This is a genomic window from Rhodoferax sp., from assembly GCF_025354435.1.
In the GTDB taxonomy this organism is placed as follows: domain Bacteria; phylum Pseudomonadota; class Gammaproteobacteria; order Burkholderiales; family Burkholderiaceae_C; genus Rhodoferax_B.
Map to the genome: position 1 here is coordinate 32,762 of NZ_JANXMU010000052.1, position 23,689 is coordinate 56,450.

A 23,689-nucleotide genomic window follows, 5' to 3' on the forward strand; every position below is an offset into this window, starting at 1 on the left:
TATTAAATGTAGCGTTACGTTGATGGGCTGGCTTGGCTAGCTGCCACCAACTCCTCCAGCTTCGCCCGCGCCGCGCCCGACTCGATCGCTTGGCGGGCCAGCACCAGGCCAGCGGCCAGCGACTCGGCCACATTGGCTGCGTACAGCGTGGCTCCAGCGTTGAGGATGACGATGTCGCGGGCGGCACCGTGGTCGTTGTCCAGCACGCCCAGCAGCATGGCTTTGGACTGCTCGGGGGTTTCGACACGCAGGTTGCGGTGGCTGGCCATGGTCATGCCGAAATCTTCGGGGTGGATTTCGTATTCGCTGATTTCGCCGTTTTTCAGTTCGCCCACCACGGTGGCCGCACCCAGGCTGACTTCGTCCATGCCGTCCTTGCCGTAGACCACCAGCGCGTGCTCGGCACCCAGGCGTTGCAGGGCGCGCACCTGGATGCCGACCAGGTCGGGGTGGAACACGCCCATCAGGATGTTGGGTGCGTCGGCCGGGTTGGTCAGGGGGCCGAGGATGTTGAACAGGGTGCGCACACCCAGTTCCTTGCGCACCGGGGCCACGTTTTTCATGGCCGGGTGGTGGTTGGGGGCGAACATGAAGCCCACGCCAACTTCGGCAATGCACTGGGCTATTGCGGAGGGCGTCAGGTGGATGTTGACCCCCAGGCTTTCCAGTACGTCGGCGCTGCCGCTTTTGCTGCTGACGCTGCGCCCGCCGTGCTTGCTGACCTTGGCCCCGGCGGCGGCGGCCACAAACATGGAGCAGGTGGAGATGTTGAAGGTGTGCGAGCCGTCGCCGCCGGTGCCGACGATGTCCACCAGATGCGTTTTATCGGCCACGTGGACCTTGGTGGAGTATTCGCGCATCACCTGGGCGGCGGCGGTGATTTCGCCGATGGTTTCCTTCTTCACGCGCAGGCCGGTGATCAGCGCGGCCATCATCACCGGCGACATTTCGCCGCGCATGATGAGCCGCATGATGTGCAGCATCTCGTCGTGGAAGATTTCGCGGTGTTCGATGGTGCGCTGCAGGGCTTCTTGGGGGGTGATCATGGAGGTCTCCGGTTCAGGGGTTCGGGGTGCTGGACAAGGCCAGCTTCAATCCAAAAGCGACAAACAGCGCGCCCGCGCCGCGTTCCAGCCAGTGCATGCCGCGCCGCACCGCGCCCATGCGGCGGGCGGCCCAGGCGGCCAGCAGGGCGTAGCCCAGGTTGATGGGCACGGCGTTCAGGTTGAACAGCAGGCCCAGCAGCACGAAGGCCAGCGTGGGCTGCGCCGCACCGGGGGTGATGAACTGCGGCAAGAAGGCCAGAAAAAACAGCGCCACCTTGGGGTTCAGCGCGTTGGTCCAGAAGCCTTGCAGAAACACTTTCTTTAAGCTTTTTAGGCCGCTAGCGCTTGTTTGGTCTGCGGGTGTAGCTATGGAATCCGTAGCATCCACGGGTTTGGGTGAACGCAGCATCTGAATGCCCACCCACACCAGATAGGCCGCCCCCAGCCACTTGAGCACGGTGAAGGCCGTGGCCGACGCGGTGATCAGCGCGCTGACCCCCACAGCAGCGGCGAAGATGTGGACGAAGCAGCCCGCGGTGATGCCGAGGGCCGCCACCACGCCCGCGCGCCAGCCGCCGCGCAGGCCATTGGACAGGATGTAGAACACGTCCGGCCCCGGGGTCAGGTTCAGCAGCCAGCCCGAGGCGATGAACAGCGGCAGGTGCACGATGCCCAGGCTGTCCAGCATCACCGCGCTCCCTGGTCCAGGAAGTTCTTCAGCATCGCGTGGCCATGCTCGGTGAGGATGGACTCGGGGTGGAACTGCACGCCCTCGATGGCCAGCGTCTTGTGGCGTACGCCCATGATCTCGCCGTCATTGGTCCAGGCGGTGATCTCCAGCTCGGTGGGGCAGGTGCTGCGCTCGATGGACAGCGAGTGGTAGCGGTTCACCGTGAACTGTTCCGGCAGCCCGGCAAACACGCCTTGCTGCGTGGTGGTGATGACGCTGGTCTTGCCGTGCATCAGCTGCTGCGCCCGGATGATGTTGCCGCCAAAGGCCGCGCCAATCGCCTGGTGCCCCAGGCACACGCCCAGGATGGGCAGCTTGCCCGCAAAGTGCTGGATGGCGGCGACGGAGATGCCCGCCTCCTTGGGCGAGCACGGGCCGGGAGAGATCACCAGCCGGTCGGGGGCGCGAGCGGCGATTTCTTCGAGGGTGATTTCATCGTTGCGCACCACCTCCACATCTGCGCCCAGTTCACCGAAGTACTGGACGATGTTGTAGGTAAAGCTGTCGTAGTTGTCGATCATCAGCAGTTTCATGGTCACTCCAAACCTTCTTCAACAAGTTCGCTGGCGCGCAGCAGGGCGCGGGCTTTGGCTTCGGTTTCTTTCCATTCCAGCTCGGGCACCGAGTCGGCCACCACGCCAGCGGCGGCTTGCACGTACAAGGTCTGGTTTTTGATGATGCCGGTGCGGATGGTGATGGCCACGTCCATGTCGCCCGCGTAGCTGATGTAGCCGCAGGCACCGCCGTACAGGCCGCGCTTGGAGGGCTCCAGCTGGTCGATCAGCTCCATGGCGTGGACCTTGGGCGCGCCGGTCAGCGTGCCTGCGGGGAAGGTGGCCTTGAGCACGTCGATGGCGCTCATGCCGTCGAGCAGCGTGCCCTCCACGTTGCTGACGATGTGCATCACATGGCTGTAGCGCTCTACCGCAAAGGCTTCGGTGACCTTGACCGTGCCAATCTTGGCGATGCGGCCGATGTCGTTGCGGGCCAGGTCGATCAGCATCACGTGTTCGGCGCGTTCCTTGGGGTCGGCGATGAGTTCGGCTTCCACAGCCTTGTCCTGCTCGGGCGAGGAGGCGCGGGGGCGGGTGCCTGCCAGGGGGCGGATGGTGACCTTTTGTTCGCCATTCGCCATGGACTCCTGGCGCACCAGGATTTCGGGCGAGGCGGCCACCACATGGAAGTCGCCCATGTTGTAGAAGAACATGTAGGGCGAGGGGTTCAGCGCCCGCAGCGCGCGGTACAGCGACAGGGGGGATTCGGTGTAACGCTTCTTGATACGCTGGCCCACCTGCACCTGCATGAAGTCGCCGCCCGCAATCAGCTCCTTGGCGCGTTCCACCGCCGCGATGTAGTCGGCCTTGGCAAATTCGCGCTCGGTGGGGTGGCTTTGGGTGGGCTTGACGACGGGGGCGCTGACCGAGTACTTGAGCTGCTCTTTCAGTTCGCGCAGGCGCTTTTTGGCATTGGGATAGGCCTCGGGCTGGGTTGGGTCGGCGTAAACGATGAGGTACAACTTGCCCGACAGGTTGTCGATCACCGCCAGCTCTTCGCACTGCAGCAGCATGATGTCGGGGCAGCCCAGGGTGTCGGGCGGGCAGGTGGTTTCGAGCTTTTTCTCGATGTAGCGCACCGCGTCGTAGCCAAAGTAGCCCGCCAGGCCGCCGCAGAAGCGTGGCAGGCCGGGGCGCAGCGCCACTTTGAAGCGTTTTTGGTAGGCCTCGATGAAGTCCAGCGGGTTGCCCTGGTTCGTCTCAACCACTACGCCGTCGCGCACGACTTCGGTTTTGGCAGCCGCCCCAAAGCCGCTGGCGCGCAGAAAGCTGCGGGCGGGCAAGCCGATGAAGCTGTAGCGGCCAAAGCGTTCGCCACCCACCACCGACTCCAGCAGGAAGCTGTACGCGCCTCCATTGCGGGTGTGGGCCAGCTTGAGGTAGAGCGAGAGCGGGGTTTCCAGGTCGGCGAAGGCCTCCAACATCAAGGGGATGCGGTTGTACCCGTCCTGGGCCAGGCTTTTGAATTCAAGTTCGGTGATCACGGAAGTGCCTTTGTGAGAGAGTCCAGGCCCGTTCTATGACTGGGCCTGGGGCACAGCACGGGGTGCTGTATGTCGATTCAGCCTCGGAGGGTGAGGCGTGGGACGCACGGCAGCGCCGTGCAATCAGGTACGCGCAGAATTTGGCTTGCGCCAAGACCAGGCTCCCTGGCCGAGGCAGCCTGCAATGATGGTGCGTGGAATGGACATGCGCAAAGTGTAGCAAACACGCGCAGCCTTCTGTCCCGCAAAGCACTGGTCTTCAGGGTATGCACGGGGGCTTTTCTGCGACAAGCGGGTCGAGACGGGTCAAAATGCGGGCCTCGGTGGCACATGCCCCACTTTCAAAGGTTGGTTCGAATGAAGTCACTCCTCGCGTGTGCTGCCGTCTGGCTGGGTATGCTGGCCGCTAGCGCCCCGGTGTGGGCCGTGACGGTGGCCGGTGTGGCCTATACCGATAGCTTGGACCAACGCGGCACCGTGCTGCAACTGAACGGCGCGGGGGTGCGCTACAAAGCCGTCTTCAAGGTTTATGCCGCGGGCTTGTACCTGCCCAAAAAAGCCAGTACACCCGAGGATGTGATGGCCATGCCGGGCCCCAAACGCATCAGCATCACCATGCTGCGCGAGATCGATGCGAATGAACTAGGCAAGCTGTTCACCCGGGGCGTGGAAGACAACACCGGCCGGGGCGAGCTGTCCAAGCTGGTGCCCAGCCTGTACCGCATGGGCCAGGTGTTTGCCGAGCAAAAAAAGCTGCTGCCTGGCGATACCTTTGAACTGGACTGGATGCCCGGTGTGGGCACGGTGCTGCTGGTTAAAGGCAAGCCGCAGGGCGAACCTTTTCCCGAAGCGGAGTTTTTTAACGCCTTGCTGCGCATTTGGCTGGGCCCCAGCCCGGCGGACTGGAAACTGAAAGACGCACTGTTGGGCAAGGCCGGGTGATCGCTGGGAATGCCGTCTTTGCGTGAATCATGCTGTTACATTCTGAAGCCATGGTGACCGCAGATGGGCTTTATCCAGCTCCACTGCGCACGCAAGTGTGAGAACTTGTAAAAAATCCAAATCCAGATCTAATGGCGTGCATCAAAGGGGAAATCCATGGCGACAGTCCAGCAAGAGGTAGACGAACGGACCAATCTCACCAGCAGCAACAAGTTTGAACTGTTGCTGTTCCGGCTGGGTGAAGCGGCGCATTCGAGCCAGCGCGAGCTGTTCGGGATCAACGTCTTCAAGGTGCGTGAGATCATGGTGATGCCCACCATCACGGCGGTCGCCGGGTCTACCAAACACATGCTGGGCATGACCAATATCCGCGGCCAGGTGATCCCGGTGATCGATCTGGCGGGAGCCGTGGGTTGCCTGCCCAAAAACGGCCTGAATATCTTGATGGTGACCGAATACGCGCGTTCTACCCAGGCGTTTGCGGTCGAAGAAGTCGATCAGATCGTGCGCCTGGACTGGAGCCAGGTGCTATCGGCCGAGTCCAACACCCAAGGCGGCATGATCACCAGCATTGCCCGGCTGGACGGCGATGTGGACAACACCCGGCTGGCCCAGGTGCTGGACGTGGAGCAGATTTTGCGCAATGTGATGCCGCCTTCGGCGCCCGATGTCGATGCGGCCAGCATTGGCCCCACGATCAAGCTGCGCCCCGGCGCGGTGGTGTTGGCGGCCGACGACTCGATGCTGGCCCGGACCCTGATCGAGCAGGGCCTGGTGGCTTTGGGCGTGCCGTTCGTTATGTGCAAAACCGGCAAAGAAGCCTGGGACCGCTTGCAAACCATGTCGGAAGCGGCAGCGGCCGAAGGCAAGTCCATCGAGGACAAAGTCGCCCTGGTGCTGACCGACCTGGAAATGCCGGAGATGGACGGCTTCACCCTGACCCGCAAAATCAAGCAGGACGGCCGCTTCAAAGGAGTGCCGGTGATCATCCATTCATCTCTGTCCGGCTCTGCCAACGAGGTGCACGTCAAGAGCGTGGGGGCCGATGCCTATGTGGGCAAGTTTGTCGCCGAAGAGCTAGCCGCCACCATCCGCAAGGTGCTCAAACACTGACCGAGTCTTTACTGTCCTGAGTAGGCGACCAGCGCGGCTACTACCAGCACGGCATACGGAAACGCCACGGTAGGCCGCAGTGCATGGGCGGCATACTCGCCCAGCAAACCCACGCTGCCTTTGCGGCTGGCCAGCCATTCAGTGTGCAACTGGCAGGCAGCACTGGCTGGGGCAGAGTTTCTGACCAGGGCTTCCACCCGCACCAGGCGCTCGCCCAGGCGGGCCTGGGAGGTGCGGCACAGGCTTTCCTGCACCCACAGCAGCAACGCCGTGCCGCCGATCAGCTCATACGGCACACCCAGCGCGTAGCCTCCCACACACAGCACCACGGCCGCCAGTTTGACCAGCAGCGCATTGCGCTCCATCTGTTCGTAGTTGTTTTGCAGGGTGGTCCATTCGTGGCTCAGCGCGGCGGTGTTGTGGGGCATGTCGGTAGGGCGGTTGTGGCGGTATCAGTTGTGAACGGGCAATGGGCGGGGTTCGCCTTGCTCGGTAATGGCCACGAAGGTCAGCGAGGCTTCGGTTACCTTGGTGTAGCGGCCCTGGATGTTCAGGCGCTCGGCATACACCTCGACCTTGACGGTCACCGAGGTGCGGCCCAGCCGGGTCAGCTTGGCATAGAACGACAAGATATCGCCCAGCCGCACCGGTTGCTTGAAGATGAATTCTTTCACCGCCACCGTGGCGATACGCCCCTGGGCGTAGCGCGCCGGGATCACCGACCCGGCCAGATCCACCTGCGCCATCACCCAGCCGCCAAAAATATCGCCCCCCGCGTTGCAGTCGGCGGGCATCGGTATCACCTTGAGTACCAGTTCCATGTCGGTGGGCAAGGAGACGGGGTCGCTGGAATTTGTAGACATCAGGGACAATCCAATGCAAATAACTGAGATTGTCCCCCATGCGCCGATACGGCGAAACCGCCCCCCTTGCTTCCATGCCGGTGCTGACCCATGCCGCGCCACCGCAATCTGATTGGCGCACGCTGCGCCGCCTGTTTCCCTACCTGTGGGAGTACAAATGGCGGGTGATTGCCGCGCTGACCTTCATGGTCGGGGCCAAGGCGGCCAGTGTCAGCGTGCCCTTGCTGCTGAAAAAACTGGTCGATGCCATGAGCCCCACCGGCGGCAAGCTCAGCAGCGACCAGCTCCCCGCGCTGATCGTAGTGCCGGTGGCACTGCTGGTGGCCTACGGACTGCTGCGCCTGTCTACCTCGCTGTTCACCGAGCTGCGCGAACTGGTGTTTGCCAAGGCCACGGCGGGTGCATCGCGGCGGATTTCGCTGGAGGTATTCCAACATCTGCATGCCTTGAGCCTGCGCTTCCACCTGGAGCGCCAAACCGGCGGCATGACGCGCGATATCGAGCGCGGCACCCGGGCCGTCAATTCGCTGATCTCGTATTCGCTTTACAGCATCATCCCGACGCTGATCGAAGTCGGTTTTGTGCTGACCCTGCTGGCTGTCAAATTCGACATCTGGTTTGCCTGGATCACGCTGATCGCACTGGTGGCCTACATCGCCTTTACGGTGACGGTGACCGAGTGGCGCACCCAGTTTCGCAAGCAGATGAACGAGCTGGATTCGAACGCACAAAGCCGCGCCATCGATTCGCTGCTGAACTTTGAAACCGTCAAATACTTCAACAACGAGGCCTTTGAGGCCAAGCGCTACGACGAAAACCTGGAGCGCTACCGCCGCGCCTCGGTCAAGAGCCAAACCACGTTGAGCCTGCTGAATACCGGCCAGCAGCTCATCATTGCCACCGGTCTGGTCGCCATGCTGTGGCGCGCCACCCAGGGCGTGGTCGATGGCCGCATGACCCTGGGCGACCTGGTGATGGTCAACGCCTTCATGATCCAGCTCTACATTCCGCTGGGCTTTTTGGGCGTGATCTACCGCGAGATCAAGCAGAGCCTGACCGACCTGGAAAAGATGTTCGCCCTGTTGGAGAAAGAGCGCGAAATTGCCGACGCACCCGGTGCCCAGCCCTTGCAGCTGAAGCCTGGTGACGGCCATGCCGATGTGCGCTTCGACCACGTGTTCTTCGCCTACGACCCGGCGCGGCCCATCCTGCAAGACATCAGCCTGCACATCCCGGCGGGCAAAACCGTGGCGGTGGTGGGGCCGTCGGGTTCGGGCAAGTCCACGCTGGCGCGGCTGTTGTTCCGCTTCTACGATGTGCAGCAGGGCGAGATTCTGATCGCCGGGCAAAACATCCAGACCGTCACCCAGGCCAGCGTGCGCCAAGCTATCGGCATCGTGCCGCAAGACACGGTGCTGTTTAACGACACGGTGGAATACAACATCGCCTACGGCCAGCCCGGTGCCAGCCGCGCCCAGGTGGAAGAGGCCGCCCGCGCCGCGCGCATCCACGGCTTCATCTGCGCTACGCCGCTGGGCTACGGCACCATGGTGGGCGAGCGAGGGCTGAAACTGTCGGGTGGCGAAAAGCAGCGCGTGGCGATTGCCCGCACGCTGCTGAAGAACCCGCCCATCCTGATCTTCGACGAAGCCACCTCGGCGCTGGACTCGGCCAACGAGCGCGCCATCCAGGCCGAACTGCAAACCGCCGCCCGCAACAAGACCACGCTGGTCATCGCCCACCGCCTGTCCACCGTGGTGGACGCGCACGAGATTCTGGTGATGGACGCAGGCCGCATCCTGGAGCGCGGCACCCACGCTGAGCTGCTGGCGGCCAACGGACGCTATGCGGCGATGTGGGCGCTGCAGCAAAGCGCGGAATAGTATTTATGGTAAAAATTGGCCTCTAGCGCATATTCCACCTGCACAAGCAGCTATTTATTTGATAGTGAAACACTTTGTATGACCGCTCCACGCCCTCGCGTCCTGGTTTTGAACTTCATGGCCGATGTGCACCAGGCCATGCTGGCGCCGCATTTTGAGCTGCTGTACGCGCCCACGCCGGTGTTGCGCGCGGCCCATATCGCCGCCGAAGGAGCGACTATCCGTGCGGTGCTGACCATTGGCAGTGTGGGCCTGACCGCCGCCGAAATGGATGTCCTGCCCGCTCTGGAGATCGTCTGCGCCCTGGGCGTGGGTTTCGAGAATATCGATGTGGCCCACGCCCGGGTGCGCGGCCTGGTGCTAGCCAATGGTGCAGGCACCAACGACGACTGCGTGGCCGACCATGCCTTCGCCCTGCTGCTGGCCGTGGTGCGCAATGTGCCCCAGCTGGACCGGCAGTGCCGCCAGGGCGTGTGGCGCGATGCCCTGCCTTTGTCTGCCAGCGTGTCGCACCGCCGCATGGGCATCGTCGGCCTGGGTGGCATTGGCCACAAGGTGGCGCAGCGGGCGCTGGGCTTTGGCATGCAGATTGGCTACCACGGGCGCAAGCCCCAGCCCCAGGTGGTGCACGCCTACTTTGCCGATCTGGTGGCGCTGGCGGTCTGGGCCGACTTTTTGGTGGTGGCTACGCCGGGCGGCCCGGCCACCCGCCATCTGGTCGGGGCCGAGGTACTGGCCGCGCTGGGCGCGGGCGGTTATCTGGTCAACGTGTCGCGCGGCAGCGTGGTGGATACCGCCGCGCTGGCGGCAGCCCTGCGCGCAGGCCAGTTGGCCGGTGCGGGCCTGGACGTGTACGAGAGCGAACCCCAGCCGCCTGCCGAACTGCTGGATTTGGACACCGTGGTGCTCACCCCGCATGTGGGCGGCTGGTCGCCCCAGGCCATCGAAGCGTCGGTGCAGCGCTTTATCGAGAACGCGACGCGGCACTTCACCGGGCAAGCCGTGGTATCGCCCATCTAGGGCGCGTCCATAATCCGTGTATGGAAACCAAATGGCTTGAAGATTTTGTCAGCTTGGCTGAAACCCGCAGTTTCAGCCGGTCGGCCCAGTTGCGGCATGTGACCCAGCCTGCATTCTCGCGGCGCATCCAGGCGCTGGAGGGCTGGGCGGGCACCGATCTGGTGGACCGCAGTTCCTACCCCACGCGCCTGACCCCGGCGGGCGAAACGCTGTACGCCCAGTCGTTGGAGGTGTTGCAGGCGCTGCAAAGTACCCGTGCCATGCTGCGCGGCCACCATTCGGCCGGGCAGGACGTGATCGAATTTGCCGTGCCGCACACGCTGGCATTTACCTTTTTCCCCGCCTGGGTGTCGCTGCTGCGCGAGAAGTTTGGCCCCGTCAAAAGTCGTTTGATCGCCCTGAACGTGCACGACGCGGTGATGCGCCTGGTCGAGGGCAGCTGCGATCTGCTGATTGCTTACCACCACACCTCGCAGCCTTTTCAGCTGGCGGCCGACCGCTACGAGATGGTCAGCCTGGGGCAGGAGGTGATTGCACCCTACGTCAAGGCCGATTCCGATGGCGCGCCGCTGTTCCAGTTGCCGGGCCGTCCGGGCCAGTTGCTGCCCTACTTGGGCTACGCACCGGGTGCCTACCTGGGGCAGACGGTGGACATGATCCTGAAGCAGTCGGCCACGCCTATCCACCTGGACCGGGTGTACGAGACCGACATGGCCGAAGGCCTGAAAGCCATGGCGCTAGAAGGCCATGGCATCGCCTTCTTGCCCTACAGCGCGGTCAAGAAAGAACTGCGCTCCCGCAAGCTGGTTAGCGCCGCACCGGCCGGTTTGACCGGCCTGGAGATGACCATGGACGTACGTGCTTACCGCGAAAAACCCAACGGCCCGGCAGCGGCCAAGGGCACGGCACAGGCTTTGTGGACCTACCTGGCATCGCAGAAACCAAGCAAATAAGGCAGCCGTAAGGGCGCTCAAGGTTTAGAAGCTATGCACGTTAGGCATGGCTTATGTGTCAGATCTATGACGGTTATGCATAAGGCTGCATGCAAACAGCATTGGTGTTTGGATAAGTGGAACCTTACAGTTCGCCACTTCCACAACTGCCTTAGGTCTGTATGTCTATCAACTTTCGCATTGAACATGATTTTTTGGGTGAAAAGCAGATTCCGTCAGACGCCTACTGGGGTGTGCACACCGCCCGCGCGGTAGACAACTTTCCGATCTCGGGCACTTGTATTTCGGCCATGCCGGACCTGATCCGCGCGCTGGCCTTCGTCAAAACTGCCGCCGCCCGCACCAATGTGGAGCTGGGCGTGCTGGATGCCAAACTGGCCGATGCCATCGTGCTGGCCTGTAACGATCTGGTGGCAGGCAAGCTGCACACCGAATTTGTGGTGGACGTGATTCAGGGCGGCGCGGGCACTTCGACCAACATGAACGCTAACGAGGTCATCGCCAACCTGGCCCTCGAAAAAATGGGCCTGGACAAAGGCCGTTACGACGTACTGCACCCCAACGACCACGTCAATGCCTCGCAAAGCACCAACGATGTCTATCCCACCGCGGTGCGTATTGCACTGTGGCTGGGCATCGAGCGGCTGTTGGCCTCCATGGCGTTTCTGCGCGAAGGCTTCGAGGCCAAGGCCTTTGAATTCAAAGACATTTTGAAAATTGGCCGCACCCAGCTGCAGGATGCCGTGCCCATGACCTTGGGCCAGGAGTTTTTGACTTACGCCATCATGATCGGCGAAGACGAAGCCCGCATGCGCGAAGCCCGCGCGCTGATCCAGGAAATTAACCTGGGTGCCACCGCCATCGGCACCGGCATCAACGCACCCGGCGGCTATGCGGACCGGGCCTGCCAGTTGCTTGCCGAAATCAGCGGCGTACCCGTAGAAAAGGCCGGCAACCTGATTGAAGCTACGCAGGATACGGGAGCTTTTGTGCAGTTGTCAGGTGTGCTCAAGCGCGTGGCCTGCAAGCTCAGTAAAATCTGCAACGACTTGCGCCTGCTGTCCAGCGGCCCGCAGGCCGGGTTTGGCGACATCCGGTTGCCCGCACGCCAGGCGGGCTCCAGCATCATGCCGGGCAAGGTGAACCCAGTGATCCCCGAGGTGATGAACCAGGTGGCTTTCGAGGTGATTGGCAATGACATGACGGTGACCATGGCTTCCGAAGCAGGCCAATTGCAGCTCAATGCGTTCGAACCCATTATGGGCTGGAGCCTGTTCAAAAGCATCGAGCATCTCAGCCAGGCCTGCCGCACCTTGCAAACCAATTGCGTAGTGGGTATTGAGCCAAACCGCGAATTGTTGGCTAGGCGCGTGCGCGAATCGGTAACGCTGGTGACCGCTTTGAACCCGCTCATCGGCTATGAAAAATCGGCCCTGATCGCCAAAACCGCCATGAAGACCGGTGCTCCCATCGGCGAAGTGGCCGAGTCGCTGGGCATCATGACCCGCGCCGAGCTGGAAGCGCTGCTGGTACCTGAAAAACTGACGCAGCCGATGGCTCTGGTGCGCGGCAATCGCTAGATGGCATACAAAATGCTTGCACTTTTTCTGCGCAATATAGAGCATTCACCAGCCCATTGCTGCGGGCTTTGTATATAGTTTTGACGGCTGCCCATGGTGGGCTCAAACACATCGAGAGGAAGAGACATGAAGAAAAAAATGCCTGCCGCATACACCATCTTGATTGCGATGGTGATGGGTATCGTTCTGGGTTACATGGTGTTCACCAGTTTCCCCGACAAAAAAGCAGCTAGCGAAATCGCGGGCTAGATCTCCATCATGTCGGACATTTTTCTGCGGCTGATCAAGATGCTGATTGCTCCGCTGGTGTTCTCGACCTTGGTGGTGGGCATTGCACACATGGGCGATGCCGCATCGGTAGGGCGCGTGTTCGGCAAGGCCTTGGGCTGGTTTGTGACGGCTTCGCTGATCTCGCTGGTGTTGGGGCTGGTCATGGCCAACCTCTTGAAGCCGGGTGAGAATCTGGGCTTGCCATTGCCAGATATTGGTGCGTCGGCCGGTTTGGCCACTTCCAAGTTCACCTTGAAAGACTTTGTCAGCCACCTGGTGCCCAAGTCGTTTGCCGAAGCCATGGCTAACAATGAAATTCTGCAGATCGTGGTGTTTTCGATGTTCTTTGGCGTCGCCATGGCATCGCTGGGTGACAAAGCCAAAGTGCTGGTCAGCGCCATCGACGAGCTGTCGCACGTGATGCTGAAGATCACCGGCTATGTGATGAAGCTAGCCCCCCTGGCCGTGTTGGCTGCCATGGCCGCCACGGTGGCCGTCAATGGGCTGGGCATATTGTTGAAGTTTGCCGTCTTTATAGGTGACTTCTATCTGGGGCTGTTTTTGCTGTGGGGCGTACTGGTCTTTGCGGGCTATGTGTTCCTGGGGCCACGGGTCTTCAAGCTGCTGGTGCTGATCAAGGAAGCATTCCTGTTGTCGTTTGCCACCGCCAGCTCTGAAGCCGCCTATCCCAAAATTCTGGATGCGCTGGACCGTTTTGGTGTCAAGCGCAAGATTTCCAGCTTTGTGATGCCCATGGGCTACTCGTTCAATCTGGACGGCTCCATGATGTATTGCACCTTCGCCACGCTGTTTATCGCCCAGGCTTACGGCATCCATTTGCCCTTGTCGACGCAGATCACCATGCTCTTGATTCTGATGATGACCTCCAAAGGCATGGCCGGTGTACCCCGTGCTTCGCTGGTGGTAATTGCCGCTACGCTGAACCAGTTCAACATTCCCGAAGCCGGTTTGCTGCTGATTCTGGGCGTGGATACCTTCTTGGACATGGGCCGCTCTGCTACCAACGCCGTGGGTAACTCCATTGCCGCCGCCGTAGTCGCCAAATGGGAAGGGGAACTGATTCCCGAAGCCGCTGCCGATATCAATGCCCGCGCCATGGATGCAGCCATGGTCAGCAGTTCGGCTCCCGCTTGACGCTCAACACCATGCGAACCCCATGGATCAAGCCCTTGGCAGTTGGGCTACTGTCTTTTCTGTTGGCCTGTGCGGCGAATGCCCAGGCATTGACTGGAGTCCTGAAAAAAGCCCATGAAACCGGGGCGGTGACTATTGGTTACCGCGATGCATCAATTCCCTTTTCTTACCTGTCGGCGCGTGGTGAACCCATCGGTTATGCGATTGATATTTGTCGCGCGCTGGTCGATGCCATTGGTGAAGAACTCGGCCGCGAGTTGCTGATTAAATGGCAGCCTGTCACATCCGAGACACGTTTCAATGCGGTGATTTCGGGCCAGGTGGACCTGGAATGCGGCTCCACCACCAACAACCTGGAGCGGCAAAAAGTGGTGGGTTTTTCACCCACAACTTTTATTTCAGGTACCAAGTTGATGGTCAAAAATGGCTCGCCGGTCAAGTCGTTCCGCGACCTGGTGGGTAAGCGCGTAGGCGTGACGGCGGGCACCACCAACGAAAAAACCCTGCGCGAGCTATCCGATAAATTTAAGCTCAATCTGCAGTTGGTGGTGTCGCGTGACCATGCCGAGTCGTTCGCCCAATTGGCCTCGGACAAGGTGGATGCGTTCGCCACCGATGACATACTGCTCTACGGGCTGCTGGCGCAGAATAAAGTGCAAGCTGACTATGGCGTGGTGGGTGAATTTTTGTCGTATGAGCCTTACGGCATCATGTACCGCAAAGGTGATGCGCCATTGGCCGAAGTGGTAAACAAACCTTTGCGACTTTGGCCGATGACGGGGACATCAATCGCTTCTACACCCGTTGGTTTTTGCGCCGTCTGCCCTCGGGTGTCAGCATCAACCTGCCCATGAGTCCGCAGCTGGTCACCATTATCCAGTCGATGGTGGTGAAGCCTGATTAAGCTGTTTTCTGTGCAGGCACAAAGTCTGCATAGCGCAGAGGAGTCGATTGTTTTCGATCCCTCTGCATGCACCAAGAGTGGGCGCAAGGGTTATCCCTTGTGCCCGTTTCTTTAAAATTTACGTTGTGTAGTTCTTATCTTTTACCTTGGAGTTCTCATGAAGAAACATTTGCTTGCCATTACCGTGGCTGCTCTCGCGGTTGGTGGTGCGTTTGCACAAGCCACCGACACCATTGCCAAGGTCAAGGCTTCCGGCACCATCACCATGGGCGTACGGGATTCTTCAGGCTCGCTTGCATTCACCTTGGGTGACGGCAAATACACTGGCTTCCACTACGAAGTGTGCCAACACATCATTGCCAATCTGGAAAAAGCAGTCGGTAAAAAACTGGACATCAAATACCAGTTGGTGACTTCGCAAAACCGGATTCCGCTGGTGCAAAACGGCACGGTCGATATCGAGTGCGGATCCACCACCAACAACGCCACCCGCCAAAAAGACGTGGCTTTTGCCAACACCGTCTACGTGGAAGAAGTGCGTATTGCGGTCAAAGCCAACTCGGGCATTACCACCATCGCACAACTGAATGGCAAAAGCGTGGCCACCACCACGGGAACCACGTCGGTGCAACTGCTGCGCAAGAACGAACGTGCGACCGGCATCGACTTCAAAGAAGTCTTTGGCAAAGACCACGCTGACAGCTTCCTGCTGCTGGAGTCTGGCCGCGCCGATGCATTCGTGATGGACGGCCAAATTTTGGCGGGCAATATTTCGACCGCCAAGAACCCCGCCGAGTACAAAATCGTCGGCGAGCCTTTGAGCGTCGAGCCTATTGCCATCATGCTGCGCAAAGACGACCCCGCCTTCAAGAAGCTGGCAGACGACACCATTGCAGGCATGGTCAAAACCGGCGAAATGGCCAAGCTGTACGACAAATGGTTCATGCAACCCATTCCACCCAAGAACGTCAAGGTCGGCCTGCCCGCCAGCGAAGCCACCAAAGCCGCCTGGGCAAATCTGAACGACAAGCCCGCAGAAGATTACGTTAAAAAGTAAACGCCGCCCCTAAGCGGTACACCACCCTGCCCACACAGTTTTGTGGGCAGGTTTTTTTTACTTGAGGGTGGAAGCATTTGCTTACACGGGTGGTGTACCGCAGTTGGCGGTATACCACCACACCTGGATGGAGAGTGTTATGGATTGGCTGGTATTTCTCAACGATGACGGCAGTGGGCGAACCTATCTGCAATGGCTGATGGAGGCGTGGCGCTGGACCCTGGCCGTGGCCGGCAGTTCGTGGCTGGTCGCCATCGTGGTGGGGGCCTTCATGGGCACCCTGCGCACCTTGCCCAACAGCCCTTGGCTGGTGCGCATGGCCAATGTCTGGGTAGAGTTGTTTCGTAATGTGCCATTGCTGGTGCAGATCTTTATCTGGTACTTTGTGCTGCCCAAGATCTTTCCGCCGATGCAGCAGATTCCAGGCTTTGCGCTGGTGGTGATGGCCCTGGGCTTCTTCACCTCGTCGCGGATTGCCGAGCAGGTGCGTGCCGGCATCCAGGCGCTGCCCAAAGGCCAGCGGTATGCCGGTATGGCTGTGGGTTTTACCACCGCACAGACCTACCGTTATGTAATCTTGCCCATGGCCGTGCGCATTATTTTCCCGCCCCTGACCAGCGAGTCGATGAATTTGCTGAAGAATTCTTCGGTGGCGTTTGCGGTGTCGATCCCAGAGCTGACCTTCTACTTCACCCAGGTGGGTGAAGAAACATCGCGGCCGATCGAGGTGTACCTGGCGGTGTGCCTGCTGTATGTGTTGTCCGCTGTGGTAGTGAACCGCGTCATGGCGTTCATCGAGAAAAAAATCCAGATCCCCGGTTTCGTTGTAGCCGGTGGCACAGGCGGGGGGCATTGATATGGGCGGACTCGACCTAAGTTTCTTCAGCTGGGAAATCGTCAGCAAGTTCGTACGGCAAGGCTTCATCTTCAGCCTGGAACTCACCGCCATTGCCACCATAGGCGGCATTTTCTTCGGCACCCTGCTGGCGTTGATGCGCCTGTCTGGTCGCAAGATCTTGATGATTCCAGCCACCTTCTACGTCAACGGCATGCGCTCCTTGCCGCTGGTGATGGTGATTTTGGGCTTCTTTTTGCTGATTCCGTTCCTGGTCGGCAGGCCGATTGGCGCAGAGATGTCGGCCATCATTACCTTCATTGCGTTTGAAGCGGCCTACTTCAGCGAGATCATGCGCGCCGGTATCCAGTCCATCCCGCGTGGCCAGGTGCATGCGGGCCAGGCCGTGGGCATGACCTATGCGCAGAACATGAAGCTGGTGATCTTGCCGCAGGCGTTTCGCAACATGTTGCCGATTCTGCTGACGCAAACCATCATCTTGTTCCAGGACACCTCGCTGGTATACGCCATTGGAGCCTACGATTTGCTCAAGGGCTTTACCACTGCAGGCAAGATTTATGGCCGCCCCGAAGAGGCCTATTTGCTGGCCGCTGTGGTGTACTTCATCCTGTGCTTCGGCCTGTCGTACCTGGTTAAAAAGCTGCAAGCCAAAATTGCCATCATTCGCTAACAAGCACCGTCATTCGAGCCGTGGAGTAAAATATGATTGAAATTAAAAACGTATCCAAGTGGTATGGCCCTGTGCAGGTGCTGAACAACTGCAACGTCAGCATCAAAAAGGGCGATGTGGTGGTGGTATGTGGCCCGTCGGGCTCTGGCAAGTCCACCCTGATCAAAACCGTCAACGCATTGGAGCCCTTTCAGAAGGGCGAGATCTTTGTCGACGGCATTGCCCTGCACGACCCCAAGACCAACCTGCCCAAGCTGCGCAGCCGCGTCGGCATGGTGTTCCAGCACTTTGAGCTGTTCCCGCACCTGTCGGTTACCGAAAACCTGACCCTGGCCCAGATCAAGGTGCTGAACCGCACCCCGGACGATGCCAAGGTGCGTGGCCTCAAGATGCTCGACCGCGTGGGCCTGATGGCGCACAAGGACAAGTTCCCCGGCCAGCTCTCGGGCGGCCAGCAGCAGCGCGTGGCGATTGCCCGGGCGCTGAGCATGGACCCGATGGTCATGCTGTTCGACGAACCCACCTCGGCACTCGACCCCGAAATGGTCGGCGAAGTGCTCGACGTGATGGTCACCCTGGCCAAAGAAGGCATGACCATGATGTGCGTGACCCATGAAATGGGCTTTGCGCGCAAGGTTGCCAGCCGCGTGATCTTCATCGACGTGGGGGGCAAGATATTGGAAGACTGCTCCAAAGACGAGTTTTTCAGCCACCCCGAAAACCGCCAGCCGCGCACCAAGGATTTCCTGAACAAGATCCTGGCGCACTAGCCGCTAAATTAGCCGCTGCCGACTCAGCAAAATCCTCCGAGGCCTCGCATGGTTTCGGAGGATTTTTTTTGGCCGCATCAACCTGAATTTTTGCAATGCGACAATTCCGCCCATGACTTCAGCCACACCCATCACCCTCACCATCACCCGCCCCGACGACTGGCACCTGCACGTGCGCGACGGCGAAGCCCTGCACACCGTCGTGCCGCACACCGCCGCCCAATTTGGCCGCGCCGTCATCATGCCCAACCTGCGCCCGCCCGTGACCAGCACCGCCCAGGCGCTGGCCTACCGCGACCGCATCCTGGCGGCAGTACCGGCTGGCGTGGCATTCGACCCGTTGATGACCCTGTATCTGACCGACAGCCTGCCGCCCGACGAGATCGCCCGCGCCAAGGCCGCCGGCATCGTTGCCGCCAAGCTCTACCCCGCCGGTGTCACCACCAACAGCGACGCGGGTGTGACCGATCTGCGCAAGGTCTACAAGACGCTGGAAGCCATGCAGCGCGCCGACATGCTGCTGCTGGTGCACGGCGAAGTCACCAGCCCCGACATTGACCTGTTCGACCGCGAAGCCGTTTTCATCGACCAGCAACTGATCCCGTTGCGCCGCGATTTCCCCGAACTCAAAATCGTGTTCGAGCACATCACCACGCGTGAAGCCGCCCAGTACGTGCGCGATTCCGACCAATTCACCGCCGCCACCCTCACCGCCCAGCACCTGCTGTACAACCGCAACGCCATCTTCACCGGTGGCATCCGCCCGCACTACTACTGCCTGCCGGTGCTGAAGCGCGAAACCCACCGCCTGGCGCTGGTCGAAGTCGCTACCAGCGGCAGCGCCAAATTCTTCCTGGGCACCGACAGTGCGCCGCACGCCACCCATCTGAAAGAGCACGCCTCGGGCTGCGCCGGTTGCTACACGGCGCACGCCGCGATCGAGATGTACGCTGAGGTTTTCGACAATGCCGGTGCCTTGGAGAAGCTGGAAGCCTTTGCCAGCTTCAACGGCCCCGCCTTCTACAGTCTGCCGCGCAACACCGGCACCATCACTCTAGCCCGCGAGAGCTGGACTCCGCCCGACAGCTTTGCTTTTGGTGAAGCCACCTTGAAGCCTTTGCGTTCGGGCGAAGCCCTGCCCTGGAAGCTGGTTGCTTAACCCCCTGGAGTTTTAAATATGCAAGAGTCCTCTTCCCTGCAAGGCCATGGCGGCGTTGCGCTGCTGATCGATGCCGACAACCTGTCCTCGCCCGAATCGGTGGAAGAGGCCCTGCGCCGCCTGACCGAGCTGGTTGGCCCGGTGGCCATACGCCGCGCCTACGGCAGCGCCGACAACCTCAAGGGCCTGGCGACGGTGATGCGTGACTTGGCGATCCGGCCCACCCTGAACGATCCGCTGACCAAGAACACCACCGACATGCTGCTGGCCGTGGACGCGCTTGACCTTTGGTACGAATGCGCCCCCGCAGTGATTGCCATCGGCACCGGCGATGCCGACTTTGCCCCGCTGGCCCTGCGCCTGCGGGAGCGCGGTGTGCGGCTGATCTGCTTCTCGCAAAAAACCAAGCTCTCGCCCGACATCCGCGCCTACTACGAGCAGGTGTTCATCGTCCGCTCCAAGAGTGCCGCGGATACGGAGCCCGCACCCAAAGCCAAGGCCAAAGCACCACCTGCCAAAAAGACCGCCCCGCGTGCCAAAGCGGTGCCGAAGGCCCGCCCGCCCACCCCTGCGCTTGCCGCGCCCCCCCCGGTTGCCGCACCCGCCCAACCCGCGCTGGCAGAAGCCGTTGCAGCCATCCTCGCCGTCGTCCCCGGCCTGCAAGACGGCCAAACCGTGGCTTTGAACGATGCCGTCAAGCTGCTGCACGATGCCAAGCTGATCGGCAAGAACGGCTCCTCCATCAAGTTCTTCAAAAAATACGCCGCGCACTTTGAACTCAGCCCCGAGACCCAGCCCACCCGGCTGCGCTTCCTGGCGGGATGAGCCTGCAGGATATCGACTGGTCCGCCCCCTGGCTGGCCCCGTACCGCGCGGTGGGCCAGGCGGTGGCCGCGCAGGCCCACCAGGGCATCGCTGCGGCCCTGAACGCCGCTGCGTCCGCCCCGGTGCAGTTCGTGCCCCAGTCCGCATTGCCACCCGGCGAGGCCTATGAGCATTTCATCTTCCACACCCGCCAGTGCCCCAGCCGCGACAACCTGCACGACTTCTTCAATGGCCTGTGCTGGCAGCATTTTCCGCAGACCAAAACCCGGCTCAACCAACTGCAGGCGGCGCAGATTGCCGCCGATGGCGTGCAGCCTTTGCGCGGCCCGGTGCGCGACGCGCTGACGGTGTTCGACGAGAACGCGGCCTTTTTGATCGCCCCGCCCGCGCTGTGGGAGGCCTTGCGGGCGCAGGACTGGCGGCGGCTGTTTGTAACGCTGCGGCCCCTGTGGGCGCAGGCCCAGTTGCTGCTGTTTGGCCACGCCTTGCTGGAAAAACTGGTTTCTCCAAGAAAACCGATCACTGCGCACGTCTACTGTGCACAAGCAGCTATAAATTCTGTAGTGAACTTGGATGCGATCATCGCAGGGCAGCTTAGCGCCGCCCACCTGGGCAGCAAGCCTTTTCTGCCCTTGCCGGTGCTGGGTGTGCCGGGCTGGTGCGCCGACAATGCCGCCCCCGGCTTTTATGCCGACACCCAGATCTTCCGCCCACCGCGCGCGTAGACGTTCTGTGGCTTGAACTTCTTTACAAAAGCCCCATCTAACCCCCAATCATTTTCTTGGGACACCCTATGAAACGCATTCTTTTATTCATCCTGACCAACGTGCTGGTCGTCACCGTGCTGGGTGTGGTCGCCAGCTTGCTGGGGGTCAACCGCTACCTCACGGCCAATGGGCTGAACCTGGGCGCGCTGCTGGGTTTTGCGCTGGTGATGGGCTTTGGCGGCGCGATCATTTCGCTGCTGATCAGTAAGCCCATGGCCAAGTGGACCTTGGGCGTGCGTGTCATCACCCAGCCGCAAAATGCTGACGAGGCCTGGATCATGGAGACGGTGCGCCGCCTAGCCGACAAGGCCCAGATCGGCATGCCCGAAGTCGGCATTTTTGACGGCGACCCCAACGCTTTCGCCACCGGCGCGTTCAAGAACTCGGCGCTGGTGGCCGTGTCCACCGGCCTGCTGCAAGGCATGACGCACGAAGAAATCGAGGCCGTGCTGGGCCATGAAATCGCCCACGTGGCCAATGGCGACATGGTCACCATGACGCTGATCCAGGGTGTGATGAACACCTTTGTGGTGTTCCTGAGCCGCGTCATCGGCTACGCGGTAGACAGCTTCTTGCGCAAGGGCGACGACCGCAACAGCGGCCCCGGCATTGGCTATTACGTCAGCACCATCGTGCTGGATATCGTGCTGGGCTTTGCCGCGTCCATGGTGGTGGCCTGGTTCTCGCGCCACCGCGAATTCCGCGCCGATGCCGGTGCCGCCCAACTCATGGGCCGCCGCCAGCCGATGATCAACGCCCTGGCCCGCCTGGGTGGCCTGCACACGGCCGAGCTGCCCAAGAGCGTGGCCGCCTTCGGCATTGCCGGTGGCATTGGCCAGTTGTTCTCGACCCATCCCCCGATCGAGCAACGCATCGCCGCCCTGCAAAATGCAAAGGGCTGAGTTGCGTTTCCAGTGGGCGCGGTTGGAGGATTTGAGCGCGGTGGAATTCCACGCCGCCATGGTGCAGCGCGAGGCGGTGTTTGTGGTGGAGCAAAACTGCGTCTACCCGGATGCCGATGGCTACGACCTTCAATGCTGGCACCTGCTGGCCTGGGTCGGTGACCAGCTCGCGGCCTACCTGCGGGTGACGGATCCCGGCAGCAAATACCCCGAACCCTCGCTGGGCCGGGTGCTCACCGCGCCTGGCTTCCGCGGCCAGGGCTTGGGGCAATTGCTGTTGACCGAAGCTTTGGCGCGCAATGCCCAAACCTGGCCCGGCCAGCCGAACCGCATCAGCGCCCAGCAGTACCTGTTGAAGTTCTACCAGGGCTTCGGCTTTGTGCCGGTGTCAGCTGTCTACCTAGAAGACAACATTCCGCACGTGGAAATGCTGAAGTCTTAGCGCGCCCCCAGGCTTGCCCACTGCGTGTGGCCGCCCACCCCTTCCTTGCAGGGGGCGATACCAGTGGCCCGGCAAAGCCGGTTCCACGGTATCTCTGGGGGCATGCGCTCTGGCTGCACCCAACGTATGGTCTGTGACAGGGGTGCTAAATTTGATAGCTACTAGCGCAGGTGATATATACGCTAGCGCCCGATTTAATGCTTAGTCGTCTTCACCCGTCATCAGGCGCACACGCACGCTCTTGCCCTTGATCTTGCCCGCGTTCAGCTTGCGCTCGGCCTCATGGGCGATGCGGCGGTCTACCGCCACGTAGGTGGAGTATTCGTTCACATTGATCTTGCCGATCTGCTCGCGGGTGTAGCCTGCGTCGCCAGTCAGCGCGCCCAGCACGTCGCCCGCGCGGATCTTTTCCTTGCGACCGCCGGTGATTTGCAGCGTCATCATGGGCGGGCGCAGCGGCTCTTTGCTGGTGGGGGTCAGCTCTTCGAGCTTGTGCCACTCGGATTCGCGGTTTTGCAGCACCTCGATCTTGCCGACAAAGCCCATCTCGTTCATCGAAGCCAAATTCAAGGCAAGGCCCTCGGCCCCGGCGCGGCCGGTGCGGCCAATGCGGTGGATGTGCACTTCGGAATCCGGTGTCACGTCCACGTTGATCACCGCGGCCAGGTCGGCAATATCCAGCCCGCGCGCGGCCACGTCGGTGGCCACCAGCACGCTGCAACTGCGGTTGGCAAACTGCACCAGCACCTGGTCGCGCTCGCGTTGTTCCAGCTCGCCGTAGAGTGCCAGCGCGCTGAAGCCTTCGGCCTGCAGGGCGGCCACCAGGGCGCGGCATTGCAGCTTGGTGTTGCAAAACGCCAGCGTGCTGGCCGGGCGGAAGTGGTTCAGCAGCTTGCCTACGGTGGCCAGGCGCTCGGACTTTTCCACCTGGTACCAGCGCTGGGCGATCTGGGTGGTGGCGTGCTGGGCCTGCACAGTGATGGTCTTGGGCTGGCGCATGAACTGCTGGCTCAGCTTCTCAATCCCCTCGGGGTAGGTGGCCGAGAACAGCAGGGTTTGGCGCTCTTTCGGGCACTGTTTGATGACGGTGGCCATGTCTTCAAAAAAGCCCATGTCCAGCATGCGGTCGGCCTCGTCCAGCACCAGGGTGTTCAGGGCCGACAGGTCCAGGTGGCCGCGCTCCAGGTGGTCCATGATGCGGCCCGGCGTGCCCACCACGATGTGCGCGCCGTGCTCCAGGCTGGCGTTTTGCCCGCGCAGGGCCACGCCGCCGCACAGCGTCACCACCTTGATGTTTTCCTCGGCGCGGGCCAAGCGGCGGATCTCGGTGCTCACCTGGTCGGCCAGCTCGCGCGTGGGGCACAGCACCATGGCCTGCACGGCAAAGCGGCGGGCGTTTAGGTTGGCCAGCAGGGCCAGGGCGAAGGCGGCGGTTTTGCCGCTGCCGGTCATGGCCTGGGCGATCAAATCCTGCCCCAGCAGGGCCAGCGGCAGGCTGGCGGCCTGGATCGGCGTCATCTGCAAATACCCGAGCTGCTCCAGGTTGGCCAGCATGGCGGGGGCCAGGGGCAGGCTGCTGAAATCGGTGGTGGCGGGTGTCTTGTTCGGTGTAGTCATGCCCCGATTATCGGTGGGCAGGTGTTACCAGGGCTGGGCAGGCCCGGCAAGCCGTGTCTGTAACGGCGGGTAAAAGCCGGGATGGGCAGCGAGTTAACCCGCATTGGGTGGCTAATTTATGCGTTGA

The 23,689-nt window shown here is 61.3% G+C and carries 22 protein-coding genes and 2 pseudogenes; 17 read left to right on the plus strand and 7 right to left on the minus strand.

Annotation, left to right across the window (positions count from 1 at the left end; all coding sequences use genetic code 11):
* Positions 1-14 precede the first annotated feature (14 nt).
* Genes trpD through trpE form a run of 4 tightly spaced genes read right to left on the minus strand, consistent with a single transcriptional unit; the run spans position 15 to position 3,814 of the window.
* Positions 15-1,046, minus strand: a complete 1,032-nt coding sequence (trpD, locus tag Q0T48_RS14325; RefSeq protein WP_295957340.1) for an anthranilate phosphoribosyltransferase — start codon at positions 1,044-1,046, stop codon at positions 15-17.
* A gap of 13 nt (positions 1,047-1,059) precedes the next feature.
* Positions 1,060-1,734 (minus strand): LysE family translocator, encoded by a 675-nt coding sequence (locus tag Q0T48_RS14330; protein WP_295957341.1) that lies wholly within the window; start codon positions 1,732-1,734, stop codon positions 1,060-1,062.
* Entirely contained in the window at positions 1,734-2,309 is a 576-nt protein-coding gene (locus Q0T48_RS14335) for an aminodeoxychorismate/anthranilate synthase component II (RefSeq protein ID WP_295957343.1), read from the minus strand. Before Q0T48_RS14335 ends, Q0T48_RS14330 begins: the two co-directional genes overlap by 1 nt.
* Positions 2,310-2,311: 2 nt before the next feature.
* Positions 2,312-3,814, minus strand: coding sequence for an anthranilate synthase component I (trpE, locus tag Q0T48_RS14340; protein WP_295957345.1), 1,503 nt, complete (start codon positions 3,812-3,814; stop codon positions 2,312-2,314).
* Between the two features lie 357 nt (positions 3,815-4,171).
* On the opposite strand from trpE, the gene Q0T48_RS14345 reads away from it, so the two are divergent.
* Together Q0T48_RS14345 and Q0T48_RS14350 are read left to right on the plus strand one after the other, a co-directional pair.
* Entirely contained in the window at positions 4,172-4,756 is a 585-nt protein-coding gene (locus Q0T48_RS14345; RefSeq protein WP_295957347.1) for a chalcone isomerase family protein, read from the plus strand.
* A gap of 156 nt (positions 4,757-4,912) precedes the next feature.
* Positions 4,913-5,869: a chemotaxis protein gene (locus tag Q0T48_RS14350; protein WP_295957349.1), complete on the plus strand. Its 957-nt coding sequence runs from the start codon at positions 4,913-4,915 to the stop codon at positions 5,867-5,869.
* 8 nt (positions 5,870-5,877) lie between these two features.
* Here Q0T48_RS14350 and Q0T48_RS14355 read toward each other — a convergent pair whose 3' ends face one another.
* Both Q0T48_RS14355 and Q0T48_RS14360 read right to left on the minus strand, forming a co-directional pair.
* Positions 5,878-6,297: a hypothetical protein gene (locus tag Q0T48_RS14355; protein WP_295957350.1), complete on the minus strand. Its 420-nt coding sequence runs from the start codon at positions 6,295-6,297 to the stop codon at positions 5,878-5,880.
* A 24-nt stretch (positions 6,298-6,321) separates the two neighbouring features.
* The gene (locus Q0T48_RS14360; RefSeq protein ID WP_295957351.1) at positions 6,322-6,732 is read right to left on the minus strand and encodes an acyl-CoA thioesterase; all 411 of its coding nucleotides are present in this window, start codon (positions 6,730-6,732) and stop codon (positions 6,322-6,324) included.
* A 38-nt stretch (positions 6,733-6,770) separates the two neighbouring features.
* On the opposite strand from Q0T48_RS14360, the gene Q0T48_RS14365 reads away from it, so the two are divergent.
* The 15 genes and pseudogenes from Q0T48_RS14365 to Q0T48_RS14435 all read left to right on the plus strand — a co-directional run bounded on the left by Q0T48_RS14365 (position 6,771) and on the right by Q0T48_RS14435 (position 21,945).
* Positions 6,771-8,615, plus strand: coding sequence for an ABC transporter ATP-binding protein/permease (locus Q0T48_RS14365; protein ID WP_295957352.1), 1,845 nt, complete (start codon positions 6,771-6,773; stop codon positions 8,613-8,615).
* 78 nt (positions 8,616-8,693) lie between these two features.
* The gene (locus Q0T48_RS14370) at positions 8,694-9,635 is read left to right on the plus strand and encodes a 2-hydroxyacid dehydrogenase (protein ID WP_295957354.1); all 942 of its coding nucleotides are present in this window, start codon (positions 8,694-8,696) and stop codon (positions 9,633-9,635) included.
* A 20-nt stretch (positions 9,636-9,655) separates the two neighbouring features.
* The gene (locus Q0T48_RS14375; RefSeq protein ID WP_295957355.1) at positions 9,656-10,588 is read left to right on the plus strand and encodes a LysR substrate-binding domain-containing protein; all 933 of its coding nucleotides are present in this window, start codon (positions 9,656-9,658) and stop codon (positions 10,586-10,588) included.
* A 161-nt stretch (positions 10,589-10,749) separates the two neighbouring features.
* Complete coding sequence (locus tag Q0T48_RS14380) at positions 10,750-12,168, plus strand: aspartate ammonia-lyase (protein ID WP_295957357.1); 1,419 nt, start codon at positions 10,750-10,752, stop codon at positions 12,166-12,168.
* A gap of 126 nt (positions 12,169-12,294) precedes the next feature.
* Positions 12,295-13,593 (plus strand): annotated as a pseudogene (locus Q0T48_RS14385) (dicarboxylate/amino acid:cation symporter).
* Positions 13,594-13,604: 11 nt separating this feature from the next.
* A pseudogene (locus Q0T48_RS14390) lies at positions 13,605-14,497 on the plus strand (amino acid ABC transporter substrate-binding protein).
* Between the two features lie 157 nt (positions 14,498-14,654).
* Complete coding sequence (locus Q0T48_RS14395) at positions 14,655-15,554, plus strand: transporter substrate-binding domain-containing protein (protein ID WP_295957358.1); 900 nt, start codon at positions 14,655-14,657, stop codon at positions 15,552-15,554.
* A 127-nt stretch (positions 15,555-15,681) separates the two neighbouring features.
* On the plus strand, positions 15,682-16,410 hold the full coding sequence (locus Q0T48_RS14400; RefSeq protein WP_295957409.1) for an amino acid ABC transporter permease: 729 nt from the start codon (positions 15,682-15,684) through the stop codon (positions 16,408-16,410).
* A 1-nt stretch (position 16,411) separates the two neighbouring features.
* Positions 16,412-17,080 carry an amino acid ABC transporter permease gene (locus Q0T48_RS14405; RefSeq protein ID WP_295957360.1) on the plus strand — a complete coding sequence of 223 codons (669 nt, stop codon included), beginning with the start codon at positions 16,412-16,414 and terminating at the stop codon, positions 17,078-17,080.
* 32 nt (positions 17,081-17,112) lie between these two features.
* The gene (locus tag Q0T48_RS14410; RefSeq protein WP_295957362.1) at positions 17,113-17,850 is read left to right on the plus strand and encodes an amino acid ABC transporter ATP-binding protein; all 738 of its coding nucleotides are present in this window, start codon (positions 17,113-17,115) and stop codon (positions 17,848-17,850) included.
* Positions 17,851-17,962: 112 nt separating this feature from the next.
* A complete protein-coding gene (pyrC, locus tag Q0T48_RS14415; RefSeq protein WP_295957364.1) occupies positions 17,963-19,009 on the plus strand; it encodes a dihydroorotase in 1,047 nt (348 codons plus the stop codon).
* Positions 19,010-19,027: 18 nt separating this feature from the next.
* A complete protein-coding gene (locus tag Q0T48_RS14420) occupies positions 19,028-19,834 on the plus strand; it encodes an NYN domain-containing protein (protein ID WP_295957366.1) in 807 nt (268 codons plus the stop codon).
* The gene (locus Q0T48_RS14425) at positions 19,831-20,559 is read left to right on the plus strand and encodes a DUF3025 domain-containing protein (RefSeq protein ID WP_295957368.1); all 729 of its coding nucleotides are present in this window, start codon (positions 19,831-19,833) and stop codon (positions 20,557-20,559) included. Before Q0T48_RS14420 ends, Q0T48_RS14425 begins: the two co-directional genes overlap by 4 nt.
* Positions 20,560-20,627: 68 nt before the next feature.
* The gene (gene htpX / locus Q0T48_RS14430) at positions 20,628-21,503 is read left to right on the plus strand and encodes a protease HtpX (RefSeq protein WP_295957370.1); all 876 of its coding nucleotides are present in this window, start codon (positions 20,628-20,630) and stop codon (positions 21,501-21,503) included.
* Positions 21,490-21,945 carry a GNAT family N-acetyltransferase gene (locus tag Q0T48_RS14435; RefSeq protein ID WP_295957372.1) on the plus strand — a complete coding sequence of 152 codons (456 nt, stop codon included), beginning with the start codon at positions 21,490-21,492 and terminating at the stop codon, positions 21,943-21,945. The genes htpX and Q0T48_RS14435 overlap by 14 nt, the downstream gene beginning before the upstream one ends.
* 201 nt (positions 21,946-22,146) lie before the next feature.
* Here the strand turns inward: Q0T48_RS14435 and dbpA are convergent, their stop codons facing one another.
* On the minus strand, positions 22,147-23,562 hold the full coding sequence (gene dbpA, locus Q0T48_RS14440) for an ATP-dependent RNA helicase DbpA (RefSeq protein WP_295957373.1): 1,416 nt from the start codon (positions 23,560-23,562) through the stop codon (positions 22,147-22,149).
* Positions 23,563-23,689: the final 127 nt, after the last annotated feature.